This window comes from Ferrovibrio sp. MS7, from assembly GCF_038404985.1.
Lineage (GTDB): Bacteria > Pseudomonadota > Alphaproteobacteria > Ferrovibrionales > Ferrovibrionaceae > Ferrovibrio > Ferrovibrio plantarum.
The window spans coordinates 2,000,204-2,013,330 of sequence record NZ_JBBKBA010000001.1; the positions used below are offsets into that span (position 1 = coordinate 2,000,204).

Genomic DNA, 13,127 nt, shown 5'->3' on the forward strand with positions numbered 1-13,127 from the left:
TTGCAACCCTGGCTCCCAAAACAAAGACGGCAGGGGAATGCCCCTGCCGTCTGTATTATTCATTCAGAGTTATATAGCGCGGATCGGGCGGCGCGTCACGCCCCGCCCCATCTGGGTGGCCTGGTTCTTACTTGCTCGGCATCATGCGGTCTGCCTTCGGCGGCAGGAACGCATCGGTGAACAGCTCGGAAGCCTTCGGTGCACGGGCCAGGCCGACGGCCGAGGCCACGGCCTGCGCCGAACGCTCGAGACGTGCGGTGTCGACATCGCCGAAGCCGTTCTTCTTCACCCAGGGGGTGAGCACGTTGCGCTCCAGCGACATGTAGAGCCGCTCCAGTTCCAAACCCTCGTCGATCAGGCCGTCGCGGGTCTTGGCGGCACGCGCACCCAGGGTCGGGTCAGCGGCGATTTCCTTCCACGCCTTGATGGTGGCCTTCACGAAGCCCTTGATGGCATTCGGGTTGGCCTGCATGAAGGCCGGCGAGGCGATCACCGCATTGCCGTAGAAGTCCATGCCGTAATCGGCATAGATCAGCGGCACGATGTCCTCGGGCTTCACGCCGATCTTCTTCAGATCGAGGAAGGACGAGAAATAGTGGCCGGAAATGAAGTCGACGCTGCCATTCTTCAAGGAAGGCTCGCGCAGCGGCGGCGCCAGGTTCACCGACGTGACCTTGCTCTTGTCGATGCCGGTCTTGGCGGCGAAGGCCGGGAACAGCTTGAAGGAGGCGTCAAACACCGGCGCGCCAAGCTTCTTGCCTTCCAGGTCCTTCGGCGTCTTGATGCCTGAGGACTTCAGCGCGTAGACGCCGAAGGGCGGGGCGTCATACGCCATCATCACCGCCTTCACCTGCTTGTCGGGGTTGGCGACATTGTACTCGATCAGCGCGTTCACATCGGCGAAGCCCATCTCATAGGCGCCGGTGGCAACGCGCTGCAGTGCACCGGCCGAGCCCTGGCCGGCATCCAGCGTCACGTCCAGACCCTCGGCTTTGTAGTAGCCCTTCTGATCGGCATAGAGGAACGCCGAGGTCGGGCCCTGGAAGGCCCAGTCGAGGGTGAACTTGAATTTGGTTTGCGCTTCGGCAGGGCCGGTGGCGCCAAGGGCCAGGCCAAGGCCGAGCACGGCCGCCGAAAGCTTGAACATGGTGGTCATTGCGAGAGGTCTCCCCGTGGATAAAGCCGCAGCCCTGACGAATCCCCCAGGCACCGCGCTAACCACAGTTTATGCCGCTGTAATATCGGGCGCCAAGGTGGAATCGATCCGGCCTGGGGATAAGTGTATGCAAATCCAGGACCACTCCGTGCACGGCAGTCCGGGGACGGGGGAGTCCGGCATTCTACCGCTGGCCGTTCCGGCCCTGCCCAACCCTTGGGCCGGCTGCCCAAAACCGCGCCATGATAGCGACAATTGGGACATTGTTGCGGTTGCCTGGGGGCGAGGCCCGGCGTAATGTCCCGGCGCCTGTTAACCCAAGACATTGTGGAGTCGTTTCCATGCCGTTTCTGTCCGAGGCACTCGGTCGGATCAAGCCGTCCGCCACCATCGCCGCCACCCAGAAGGCGCGCGCGCTCAAGGCCGCCGGCCGTGACGTGATCGGTCTTGGGGCCGGTGAGCCCGATTTCGATACGCCCGAGAATATCCGCATCGCCGCCAAGGCCGCCATCGACCGTGGCGAGACCCGTTATACCGACGTCGACGGCACCGCGGCGCTGAAGCAGGCAATTGCCGCCAAGTTCAAGCGCGAGAACGGCCTCGACTACAAGCCGGAGCAGATCAGCGTTGGCACCGGCGGCAAGCAGGTGCTGTTCAACGCCCTGCTCGCCACCGTGAACCCTGGTGACGAGGTGATCATCCCGGCGCCCTACTGGGTGAGCTATCCGGATATCGTGAATTTCGCCGGTGGCACCCCGGTGGCGCTGCCAACCACCGCCGAGCATGGCTTCAAGGTGCAGGCCGCCGATCTGGACAAGGCGATCACGCCCAAGACCAAGTGGCTGATCCTGAATTCGCCCTCCAACCCGTCTGGCGCCGCCTATACCCGCGACGAGCTGAAGGCGTTGACCGATGTGCTGCTGAAGCACCCGCATGTCTGGATCCTCACTGACGACATGTATGAGCATCTGGTCTACGACAACTTCGTGTTCACCACGCCGGCCCAGGTCGAGCCCAAGCTCTATGACCGTACGCTGACCATGAACGGTGTGTCGAAGTCCTATTGCATGACCGGCTGGCGCATCGGCTATGCCGCCGGCCCGGTGCAGCTGATCAAGGCGATGGGCAGCCTGCAGTCGCAGTCGACGTCCAACCCGTCGTCGATCAGTCAGGCGGCCGCCGTCGAGGCGCTGAACGGCCCGCAGGACTTCATCCCGAAGAACAACGCCGTGTTCAAGGCGCGCCGCGACCTGGTGGTGAGCATGCTGAACCAGGCCAAGGGCATCACCTGCCCGAAGCCGGAAGGCGCCTTCTACGTCTACCCGAGCTGCGCCGGCACCATCGGCAAAACCTCGGCCGGCGGCGTGAAGATCAATAACGACGAGGATTTCTGCAACGCGTTGCTGGAAGAGGCGGGCGTGGCGGTGGTGTTCGGCGCGGCCTTCGGCCTCAGCCCGCATTTCCGCATCTCCTACGCCACCTCCACCGAGGTGTTGAAGGATGCCTGCACGCGTATCCAGGACTTCTGCTCGAAGCTCACTTGATCGCACTTCACCCCCATAGCAACGGGCCGGCTGCCGCAGCGGCAGGCGGCCCGTTTTTAGTGACCGCCGTCACGCGGCGGCGTCGCGGGCGCGGTTTTGCGCCAAACTTCACTTTGTCGTGCCCCATGGCAATGCTAAAGCCACCATACAGGGACGCGCGCGACGCAACGAATGGATCAGCACGATGCCGACAACCGTAAAGAAGCGGTCGGTGGTCGTTGGTGGCCATCGCACTAGCATTTCGCTCGAACGCGCCTTCTGGGATGCGCTGCGTCGTCTCGCCCAGGCCGAGGGCAAGACCATCAATCAGATGGTGAGCGATATCGACGCGGCGCGGCAGGGCAATCTGTCCAGCGCGATCCGGGTCTATGTGCTCAGCCGCGCCAGCCAGGGCCACCTGCCGCCGGAGAATAATCCCCCAGGCATATTGCCTGCGGAGGAAGACGACGACAGTTAGGCGGCATCGCCAGTCTCGATGCCGCCGCAGGCGGAGACGAGACCATGCGCAAGCCTTTCCTCATCCTGCTGCCGCTGCTGGCCCTGGGCCTGGCCGCCTGCGACCAGCCGGCGCCGCCGCCCGAACCGATCCGCCCGGTGCGCATCGCCACCGTATCGCCGCAGGCCTATGAAGGCCGCTCCACCTATACCGGCGAAGTGCGCGCCCGCTACGAGACCAATCTGGCTTTCCGCATCGGCGGCAAGATCGTCGCCCGTTATGTCGAGATCGGCTCGGAAGTGAAGAAGGGCACGCTGCTGGCCCGACTCGATCCCGAGGATACCCGGCTCGCCATCGAGAATGCCCGCGCGCAGCTCAATGCCGCCCAGGCCGATCATAACCAGGCGCAGACCGATCTGGCGCGCTATCGCAAACTGTTCGAGACCAAGGTGATCAGCCAGGCCGAGATCGACCGCCGCACGACTGTTGCGGATTCGGCTCAGGCTAGGCTGGAAAGCGCGCGCTCGCAGTTGCGCGTGATGCAGAACCAGCAGGGCTATACCGAGCTGCAGGCCGATGCCGATGGCGTCGTCACCTCGATCTCGGTGGAGGCAGGCCAGGTGGTGGCGGCCGGCCAGACCGTGCTGCGGCTGGCGCGGCCGGAAGAAAAGGAAGTGGTGTTCAGCGTCGCCGAGAACCGGCTCGACGAACTGCGCCATGCCTCGGCAATCCGCCTGGCGCTGTGGTCGCAGCCGGAGCAGACCTATGCCGGCGTGGTGCGCGAGATCGCGCCGGGCGCCGACCCGGTGACGCGGACCTATGCCGTGAAGGTCAGCGTACAGAATCCGCCGCCGACCATGCGGCTCGGCATGACCGCCAGTGTCACCATCGTGCGGCGCGGCGACGAGCGCATGGTGGCCCTGCCGCTCTCCGCGCTCTACCAGGAACAGGCGGCGGCTCAGGCGGGTGGCCAGCCTTCGCAGATCCGGCCTGCCGTTTGGGTCTACGATGCGGCGACCGAAACCGTGAATCTGCGCCCGGTGCAGGTCTCTGCCTATGTCGAGAAGTATGTGCTGATCACCGATGGCCTGAAGCATGGCGAGAAGGTGGTGACGGCCGGCGTGCATAAGCTGATCCCGAACCAGAAAGTGCGGCTGCTGCCGGAGACGGCGGAGGCCAAGCTGTGAATCAGGCCGAGCTTGAACGCTACAATCTTTCCGCCTGGGCCCTGAAGCATCCATCATTGATCGGCTTCCTGATCGTGGTGCTGATGCTGGCCGGCACGATGTCATATTTCAGCCTGGGCCGGGCCGAAGATCCGGATTTCACGTTCAAGCTGATGATCGTGCGCACCAACTGGCCGGGCGCCACGGCGCGCGAGATGGAGCAGCAGGTCACCGACAAGGTGGAAAAGAAGCTGCAGGAGACGCCGTATTTAAGCCACGTGATGAGCTATTCCAAGGCGGGTGAATCCACGGTCTATGTCGTGCTGCGCGACGACACACCGCCGAAGCAGGTTGAGGGCGTGTGGTATCAGGTGCGCAAGAAGGTGAACGATATCCGGCATACCCTGCCGCAGGGTGCGCAGGGGCCATTCTTCAATGATGAATTCGGCGACACCTTCGGCACCATCTATGCCTTCACCAGCGATGGCTTCAGCCACCGCGAATTGAAGGATTATGTGGAAGCGGTGCGCGAGGAAGTGTTGCGCGTGCGCGATGTCGGCAAGGCCGACCTGCTCGGCGTGCAGCCGGAACGCATCTATATCGAATTCTCCAACAAGAAGTTGGCCAGTCTGGGCGTCTCGCCGCAGCAGATCATCAATATCGTGCAGCAGCAGAATAACCAGGTGGCTTCCGGTCTGGTGCAGACCGCATCTGACCGTATCTACACCCGCGTTTCGGGCGATTTCGAAGATGTTCGGGCGCTGACCGAACTCTCGATCCAGGCCAATGGCCGCCTGCTGCGGCTTGGCGACATCGCCGATATCAAGCGCGATTACATCGACCCGCCCTCGGCGCAGTTCCGCTATAACGGCGAACCCGCCATCGGCCTCGCCATTTCGATGGCCAAGGGCGGCAACATGATCCAGCTCGGTGAGCGACTGGCGCCGGTGCTGAAACAGATCAAGGCCGACATGCCGATCGGCATCGATGTTCACCAGGTCGCCGACCAGCCCAAAGTGGTGCAGCGCAGTATCGACGAATTCATGAAGGTGCTGCTGGAAGCCGTGGTGATCGTGCTCGGCGTCAGTTTCCTCAGCCTCGGCCTGCGCTCCGGTCTGGTGGTGGCGCTCTGCATCCCGCTGGTGCTGGCCATTACCTTCTCGGCGATGCAGATTTTCGGCATCGACTTCCAGCGTATTTCGCTTGGCGCCCTGATCATCGCGCTCGGCCTGCTGGTGGATGATGCCATCATCGCGGTGGAAATGATGCAGGTGAAGATGGAGGAGGGCATGGACCGGTTCCATGCCGCCAGCTTCGCCTACAAATCCACTGCCTTCCCGATGCTCACCGGCACATTGATCACGGCGGCCGGCTTCGTGCCGGTGGGTTTCGCCAAGTCCTCGGCCGGCGAATACACCTTCTCGATCTTCGCGGTGGTCACCATATCGCTGGTGGTATCCTGGATCGTGGCGGTGATCTTCACGCCGTTCATCGGCTACAAGCTGCTGCCCAATCCGAAGCCGGGGCATTCCCATGAGGATGTCCATAAGCGCGGCATCTACCGCTTTATCCGCCCGGTGGTGGCCTGGTGCGTGCGCTTCAAGTGGATCGTCATTGCCGTCACGCTCGGCATCTTCGCGCTGTCGGTTTTCGGCTTCAAATTCGTGCAGCAGCAATTCTTCCCGTCATCGAACCGCCCGGAATTGATGGTGGACCTGCGGTTGCCGCAGGGCGCCAGCATTGCAGCCACGCAGGAAGAGGCGCTGAAGCTCGAGGCGATGCTGAAAGGTGATCCCGATATCGAGAATTTCACCACCTATGTCGGCAGCGGTGCGCCGCGCTTCTACCTGCCACTGGATATCCAGTTGCCGAACGACAATTTCGCGCAGGTCGTGGTGCTGACCAAGGGCGATGCCGAGCGTGAGCGCCTGCGTACCAAGCTGATGCAGGCCTTCCAGGAGGATTTCACCCTGCTGCGCGGCCGCGTCAATCGCCTGGAAAACGGCCCGCCGGTCGGCTTCCCGGTGCAGTTTCGCGTCAGTGGCCCGGATCCGCTGGAAGTGCGGCGCATCGCCTTCGCCGCCGCCGATGTGCTGCGCGCCAATCCGAATACCCGTGATGTAAACCTGGACTGGAACGAGCTGTCCAAGGTGGTGAAGCTGAATGTCGACCAGGCCAAGGCACGCCTGCTTGGCATCTCCTCGCAGGATCTCGCCGGTGCGCTGAACGCGGCGCTTACCGGCGTTACCATCACGCAATACCGCGAAGGCAAGGAACTGATCGACGTGGTGGCGCGTGCCGAGGCCGCCGAACGCCTGAGCCTTTCCGGCATTAAGGATTTGAATGTCGGCGGTGGCGAAAGCGCGCGGCCGGTGCCGCTGACCCAGGTGGCGGATGTGAATTACGCCATGGAGGAAGGCATCATCTGGCGCCGCGACCGACAGCCGGTGATCACCGTGCGTGCCGATGTGGTGGATGGCATCCAGGCGCCGGTGGTGTCGATGCAGATCGACCCGCTGCTGAACGAATTGCGCAAGCAGTTGCAGCCCGGCTATCGCATCGTCATGGGCGGTGCCATCGAGGAAAGTGCCAAGGGCAACGCCTCGCTGGCTGCCGTGATGCCGGTGATGGTGCTGATCATGGTGACGCTGCTGGTGGTGCAGTTGCAGTCGGTGTCGCGCATGCTGCTGGTGCTGCTCACCGCACCGCTCGGCCTGATCGGCATTACCGCAGCTTTGCTGCTCTTCAATGTGCCGTTCGGCTTCGTGGCTTTGCTCGGCGCCATCGCGCTGGCTGGCATGATCATGCGCAATTCGGTGATCCTGGTCGATCAGATCGAGCAGGATATCCGTGCCGGCCATGCCGCTTTCGATGCCATCGTGGACGCGACGATGCGGCGTTTCCGCCCCATCGTGCTTACCGCGCTGGCGGCAATCCTGGCGATGATTCCGCTCTCGCGCTCCAATTTCTGGGGCCCGATGGCGGTGGCGATCATGGGCGGCCTGGCGGCGGCGACGCTGCTGACGGTGCTGTTCCTGCCGGCACTCTACGCCGCCTGGTTCCGCATCAAGCCCCAGGCGAAGCCGGTGGCGTAAATCCTAGCCGTTGAGATGGCAGGCGGAGAGGCGGCCCGGCGCGATCTGGCGCAGGGCCGGCTTCTCCGTCTTGCAGCGCGCCATGGCCTGCGGGCAGCGGGGATGGAAATGGCAACCGCTCGGCGGTTCCAGCGGTGAGGGGATTTCGCCGCTGATCGGCATGTAGTCGCGCCGCTTGGCTTCCAGCTTCGGTGCCTCGGCCAGCAGGGCCTGGGTGTAGGGGTGGTTGGCGCCCTTGAACAATTCTTCCGTTGGCGCGCTTTCCACCACGCGGCCGAGATACATGATCACCACGCGGTCGGAGAGATGCTCTACCACGGCCAGGTTATGGCTGATGAACAGGTATGTCAGGTTCAGCCGCTCGCGCAGGTCCATGAACAGGTTCAGCACCTGGGCCTGGATAGACACGTCGAGCGCGGCCACGGCCTCGTCGCAGACGATGAAGCGCGGCTTCACTGCTAACGCGCGGGCGATGCCGATGCGCTGGCGCTGGCCACCGGAGAACTGGTGCGGAAACCGCTTCTTGTAGCGCGGATCCAGGCCGACCTGCAGCAGCATTTCCTCGACATAGGAATCGAACTGCGACCGCGTGATCAGGCCATGGGCCAGCGGCGCCTCGCCGATGATGTCTTCCACCCGCATGCGCGGATTGAGCGAGGCATAAGGGTCCTGGAAGATCATCTGCACGGCGAGCTTGTATGCCTTGTGCTCGGCCGGCGTCATGCTGGCGAGGTCCTTGCCTTCGAAGCTGATCTGGCCGTCGCTCTGGTCCATGATGCCGGCGACGATGCGGCCCAGTGTGCTCTTGCCGCAGCCGCTTTCGCCTACCAGGCCGACCACTTCGCCCTGCTGGATTTGCAGCGACACGCTGTCCACCGCATGCACAGCGCGTTCTTTCAGCCCGGCGCCGAGCAGGTTGGCCAGCTTGGCGGCGAAATCGAGTTTCCACACGAAGCGCTTGGAAACGCCCTTGAGTTCGAGCATCGCCATCACGCCGCTCCTTCCAGCGGATGCCAGCAACGTACGTCATGGCCCGGCGCCAGGGGCAACAGGTCTGGTATCGCCTCGCAGGCGGCATCGGCGCGGCTGCAGCGCGTCTTGAAGCGGCAGCCCGGCGGCAGGTTCAGCAGCGGCGGCGTCATGCCGGGAATCTGGAACAGCCGCTTGCCGCGCTGGCCGGTATTGGTATGTGCGCCGGGCACAGAGCCGATCAGGCCGGCGGTGTAGGGGTGGCGCGGAGCTTCGATCACAGCGGCGACGCTGCCGGTTTCGACGATGCGGCCGGCATACATAACCATGACACGGTCGGCGAGGCCGGCCACCACGGAAAGGTCGTGCGTAATCCAGATCAGCGCCGTGCCGGTCTCGCGACAGAGCTTGCGCACTTCATAGAGGATTTGGCCCTGGATGGTCACATCCAGCGCCGTGGTCGGCTCATCGGCGATGATCAGTTCCGGTTTGTTCAGCAGCGCGATGGCTATGGCGATGCGCTGGCGCATGCCGCCGGAAAGCTGGTGCGGATAGGCCTGCAGGCGGTCTTCCGGCGCGGCGATGCCGACAGCCTTCAGCGTCTCGATGCAGCGGGCGCGGGCGGCGGCCTCAGTGATCTTCTCATGCGCCAGCACGCCCTCGATCATCTGCGTGTCGACACGCAGCACCGGATTGAGCGTCATCATCGGGTCCTGGAAGATCATGGCAATGCTTTTGCCGCGCAATTGGCGCAGCCGCGCCGGCTTGGCCTGGGCGATATCCTCGCCCTTGAACAGCACGCGGCCATTGGCGATATGGCCGGGCTGATCGAGCAGGCCGATGATGGAAAAGCCGGTGATGCTTTTGCCCGAGCCGCTTTCTCCCACCAGGCCCAGGATTTCGCCTGGCGCTACTTCAAAACTGACGCCATCCACCGCGCGCACGATGCCGTCGCGCGTCGGGAAATGGGTCTCCAGATTCTCGACCTTCAGCGTGGGCGTCATGGATCAGCGCTTCAAACGGGGATTGAGCACGTCGCGGAGCTGGTCGCCCACGAGATTGATGGCGACGATCACCACGGTGAGCGCGATGCCCGGGAACATGGAAATCCAGTAGACGCCGGAAAGCAGGTAGTCGAAGCCGTTGGCAATCAGCATGCCCAGCGAAGGTTCCGTGACGGGCACGCCAAGGCCGAGGAAGCTGAGCGTGGCTTCCAGCGTGATCGCGCGCGCGATGTCGATGGTGGCGATCACGATCAGCGGCGGCAGGCAGTTCGGCAGCAGGTGGCGCCACAGGATGCGGCTCTGCTTCAGGCCCAGGCAGCGCGCGGCTTCCACGTATTCCTTGTTGCGTTCCACCAGGGCGGCGCCGCGCGCGGCACGGGCGAAATACGCCCATTGCACCGCCACCAGTGCCATGATCACCTTGTCGACGCCGTTGCCCAGCACCGCCAGCAGGATCAGCGCCACCAGGATGGCGGGGAAGGAAAGCTGGATATCGACGATGCGCATGATCAGGGCTTCGACGCCGCCGCCGAAATACGCCGCGGCGAGACCGGCGGCCGCACCGATCGCAAGGGCGCAGGATACGGCGACCACGCCGACGAACAGGCTGATGCGCAGGCCATGCAGCATGGCGGAAAGCATGTCGCGGCCCTGGCCATCGGAGCCGAGCATAAAGACGAAGCCATCGCCCGAGAGCGCGCCGGGCGGCAGGCGCGAATCCATGATGTCGAGCTTGGCGAGATCGTAGGGATTCTGCGGCGACAGCCAAGGTGCCAGCAGAGCCGCCGTGATGGCCAGCACGAACAGCGCGAGGCCGAACAGCGCCAGCTTGCTTTCGGCGAATTCCGAAACGATGCGCTGCAGCGGGGTTTGCGCTTTTACCAGTTTGACGGTGGCGGGGAGGGCTGCGTCGGTCACTTGGCACCTCCCAGCCGCACACGCGGATCCAGCACGGTGTAGAGGATGTCCACCACCAGATTGATCACTACCAGCAGGAACACCACGATGATCAGGTAGGCGACGATCACCGGGCGGTCGAGCTGGTTGATCGAGTCGATCAGCAGCTTGCCCATGCCTGGCCAGGAGAAGATGGTTTCAGTGATCACCGCGAAGGCAATCAGCGCGCCGAGTTCCAGGCCGGTGACGGTGACGACAGGCACCAGGATGTTTTTCAGGATATGCACGCCGACCACGCGGCGTTCATCCAGACCCTTGGCGCGGGCGAATTTCACATAATCCATCAGCATCACCTCGCGCGCCGTGGCGCGCGCCAGACGCACGATCAGGGCGCATTTCGACAGCGCCAGGGTGACGGCCGGCAGCAGGATGTGGTGCCAGCCTTTCGCGGTCAGCACGCTCAAATGCAGGCCCATTACATCCACCGTTGGGCCACGGCCCGAGGCCGGCATCAGGCCGAGCTGCACGGCGAAAACCATGATCAGCATCAGGCCGACCCAGAAATTCGGCAGGCTGAAGCCCAGGATCGAGCCGGCCATGATGGCGCGGGCGCCGAAGCTTTCATGGCGCAGGCCTGCATATACGCCAAGCGGCAGGCCGATCACCACAGCCATTACCGTGGCGGTGATGGCGAGTTCCAGCGTCGCCGGCATGCGTTCCAGGATCAGGCTCATGGCCGGCTGGCCATAGACGAAGGATTTGCCGAATTCGCCGGAAAAGGCGGAGCCGACGAAGCGCATATATTGCACCCACACCGGCTGATCGAGGCCCAGTGCGGCGGCGATCTGCTCGCGGTCGATCTCGGTGGCCTCGGGGCTTGCCAGCACCGCCAGCGGGTCGCCCAGCAGGTAGATGCCGCCGAAAACCAGCACCGACATAACCGCCACGACCAGCGCTGCCTGCAGCAGCCGCCGGATAATGAATACCAACATCCCCCGATGTCCCTGTTGTTATACTGTCATGGATGCTAGCCGAAAGCCTGGCACGGAGCCAGCCTGATATACGGGCAGCCTGTTATTCGGGCGTTAGCAATCGCGCCGCTATTCAGGCGGCAGCAAGCGTGCCGTGCCGGAAACCCGGATCGATGCACCGGGCTCGGCGGAAATTTCCGCCCTGAGGCGCGAGCGCATGCCCATATCCTCGCCCTGCACGATGTCGATCACGCCACCATGCGGCCAGCCGATCTCGCGCAAATAGCCGGCCAGCGCCGCTGTTGCCGCACCGGTTGCCGGGTCTTCATAGACGCCACCGGCGGCGAAGGGATTGCGCGTGTGGAAAAGCTGCGCGCTCTCGGCGTAGATGAGAATGATTGTTACCAGCCCAGCTTGCTGCATCAGGGCGCGCCCGGCCTCGAAGTCGTAGCGCATGGCGCCGAGTGCTGTGCGGCTGTTCAGTGCCAGCACCAGATGCCGCGCACCGGCATCGGCGATGGCCGGCGGAATGCGCCAATCCAGATCCGCATTCGTGTAGCCGAACAGCGCCAGTGTGTCGGCCACCAGTTTCGGCTCTGCAGTCCTGCTGCTGGTCGGCGGCGATTGCAGTGCGGCGGCGATGGTGCTGCCATCGCGCCGCCCGGTCACGGTGATGGCGGCATCATTCAGGGTCAAGGCGAATTCGCCATCGCCGCATTGCAGCGCCAGCGCGGCGCCCAGCGCAATCGTGGCATGGCCGCAGAACGGCACTTCCATGCCGGGCGCGAAATAGCGCACGCGCCAGGTTTTGTCGCTCAGCGGTGCCGCGAAAGCTGTTTCGGAATAACCGACTTCGGCGGCAATGGCCTGCATCTCGGCGGCAGACGGGAGCGCATCAGCAATCACCACGCCGGCGGGATTGCCGCCAATCTCGCCATCGGAAAATGCCGCTAACCGTTGTACCTGTATCGGGCGCTTTACCTGCATGCTCAGCCTCGCTGGTGTTGCGTGAGGCTAACCAATGCGGCGCGAAGCAGCCAGAATTGAATTGTCAGGCTGCAATTGCTGCCGCAGCGTCAGGTGCGCTGCGGCTAGCGTGAATCAGGCGGCGTCTTCGCTGCCGTCGATCTCTTCCAGCGGCTCGGCGGCCACCGGTGCGTTGGCTTCGCGGTCGGCGCGGGCGCGCTCGCGGGCTTCGCGCTTTTCCTTGTTGTCGCGGCGCTTGGCGGCGAGCAGCAGCACGCGGTCGAGTTCCGACTGGCTGCAGATGCCGAGGCTGACCGGATCGCGCGGCTTGATGTTGGGCGCGTTCCAATGCGTGCGCGAACGCACCGAGTCAATCGTCGCCTTGGTGGTGCCGAGCAGCTTCTGCACCTGTGCATCGCCCACTTCCGGGTGATACTTCAGCAGCCAGGCGATGGCATCGGGGCGATCCTGGCGCTTCGAGAGCGGCGTGTAGCGCGCGCCCTTGGTCTTCTGGCGTGCCAGCGGCACGGTCGGCTCCAGCAGCTTCAGGTTCGCCGCCGGGTTGGCTTCGCAGCGCGCGATCTCTTCTGGCGTCAACTGGTTGTTGGCGATCGGGTCCTGGCCGACGATGCCGACGGCCACTTCGCCATCGGCAATGCCCTTCACTTCCAGCGGATGCAGGCCGCAGAAATAGGCAATCTGATCGAAGGTCAGCTTGGTATTGTCGATGAGCCAGACGGCGGTGGCTTTGGGCATCAACGGTAGGGCCATGATACGCATCCTTCATAAACCAGCAGGCGGAAGCCGCGTGGCATAAGCCGGTATGGACCAGACAGCCGGGGGAGGTTCGCCGGGCAGCCCTTCCGGGACTGCCCCGGGCCACACCAGCTGGGAGTGTCCGGAAAACGGCGCCAACTATACCC

General features: G+C 63.9%; 11 protein-coding genes. 4 read left to right on the forward strand and 7 right to left on the reverse strand.

The annotated features are described in order from the left end of the window. Positions 1 to 127 precede the first annotated feature (127 nt). Positions 128 to 1,156 (reverse strand): ABC transporter substrate-binding protein, encoded by a 1,029-nt coding sequence (locus V6B08_RS09515; protein WP_341980042.1) that lies wholly within the window; start codon positions 1,154 to 1,156, stop codon positions 128 to 130. 341 nt (positions 1,157 to 1,497) lie between these two features. Here V6B08_RS09515 and V6B08_RS09520 point away from each other — a divergent pair, with 341 nt between their 5' ends. From V6B08_RS09520 to V6B08_RS09535, 4 genes are all read left to right on the forward strand, one after another. Further along, positions 1,498 to 2,700 (forward strand): pyridoxal phosphate-dependent aminotransferase, encoded by a 1,203-nt coding sequence (locus V6B08_RS09520; RefSeq protein WP_341980044.1) that lies wholly within the window; start codon positions 1,498 to 1,500, stop codon positions 2,698 to 2,700. Positions 2,701 to 2,884: 184 nt separating this feature from the next. After that, complete coding sequence (locus tag V6B08_RS09525) at positions 2,885 to 3,157, forward strand: ribbon-helix-helix domain-containing protein (RefSeq protein ID WP_341980045.1); 273 nt, start codon at positions 2,885 to 2,887, stop codon at positions 3,155 to 3,157. Positions 3,158 to 3,201: 44 nt separating this feature from the next. Then, positions 3,202 to 4,323, forward strand: a complete 1,122-nt coding sequence (locus V6B08_RS09530) for an efflux RND transporter periplasmic adaptor subunit (protein ID WP_341980047.1) — start codon at positions 3,202 to 3,204, stop codon at positions 4,321 to 4,323. Beyond that, positions 4,320 to 7,397: an efflux RND transporter permease subunit gene (locus tag V6B08_RS09535; protein WP_341980049.1), complete on the forward strand. Its 3,078-nt coding sequence runs from the start codon at positions 4,320 to 4,322 to the stop codon at positions 7,395 to 7,397. The genes V6B08_RS09530 and V6B08_RS09535 overlap by 4 nt, the downstream gene beginning before the upstream one ends. Before the next feature lie 3 nt (positions 7,398 to 7,400). On the opposite strand, the gene V6B08_RS09540 is transcribed toward V6B08_RS09535, so the two are convergent. From V6B08_RS09540 to V6B08_RS09565, 6 genes are all read right to left on the reverse strand, one after another. Beyond that, entirely contained in the window at positions 7,401 to 8,387 is a 987-nt protein-coding gene (locus V6B08_RS09540) for an ABC transporter ATP-binding protein (RefSeq protein WP_341980051.1), read from the reverse strand. Continuing rightward, positions 8,387 to 9,370 carry an ABC transporter ATP-binding protein gene (locus V6B08_RS09545; RefSeq protein WP_341980053.1) on the reverse strand — a complete coding sequence of 328 codons (984 nt, stop codon included), beginning with the start codon at positions 9,368 to 9,370 and terminating at the stop codon, positions 8,387 to 8,389. The genes V6B08_RS09540 and V6B08_RS09545 overlap by 1 nt, the downstream gene beginning before the upstream one ends. Before the next feature lie 3 nt (positions 9,371 to 9,373). Next, the gene (locus V6B08_RS09550; RefSeq protein WP_341980055.1) at positions 9,374 to 10,288 is read right to left on the reverse strand and encodes an ABC transporter permease; all 915 of its coding nucleotides are present in this window, start codon (positions 10,286 to 10,288) and stop codon (positions 9,374 to 9,376) included. Then, positions 10,285 to 11,259, reverse strand: a complete 975-nt coding sequence (locus tag V6B08_RS09555) for an ABC transporter permease (protein ID WP_341980057.1) — start codon at positions 11,257 to 11,259, stop codon at positions 10,285 to 10,287. The genes V6B08_RS09550 and V6B08_RS09555 overlap by 4 nt, the downstream gene beginning before the upstream one ends. A 108-nt stretch (positions 11,260 to 11,367) precedes the next feature. Further along, a complete protein-coding gene (locus tag V6B08_RS09560; RefSeq protein ID WP_341980059.1) occupies positions 11,368 to 12,225 on the reverse strand; it encodes a PhzF family phenazine biosynthesis protein in 858 nt (285 codons plus the stop codon). Between the two features lie 114 nt (positions 12,226 to 12,339). Then, entirely contained in the window at positions 12,340 to 12,975 is a 636-nt protein-coding gene (locus V6B08_RS09565) for a DUF1013 domain-containing protein (protein WP_341980061.1), read from the reverse strand. Positions 12,976 to 13,127 lie beyond the last annotated feature (152 nt).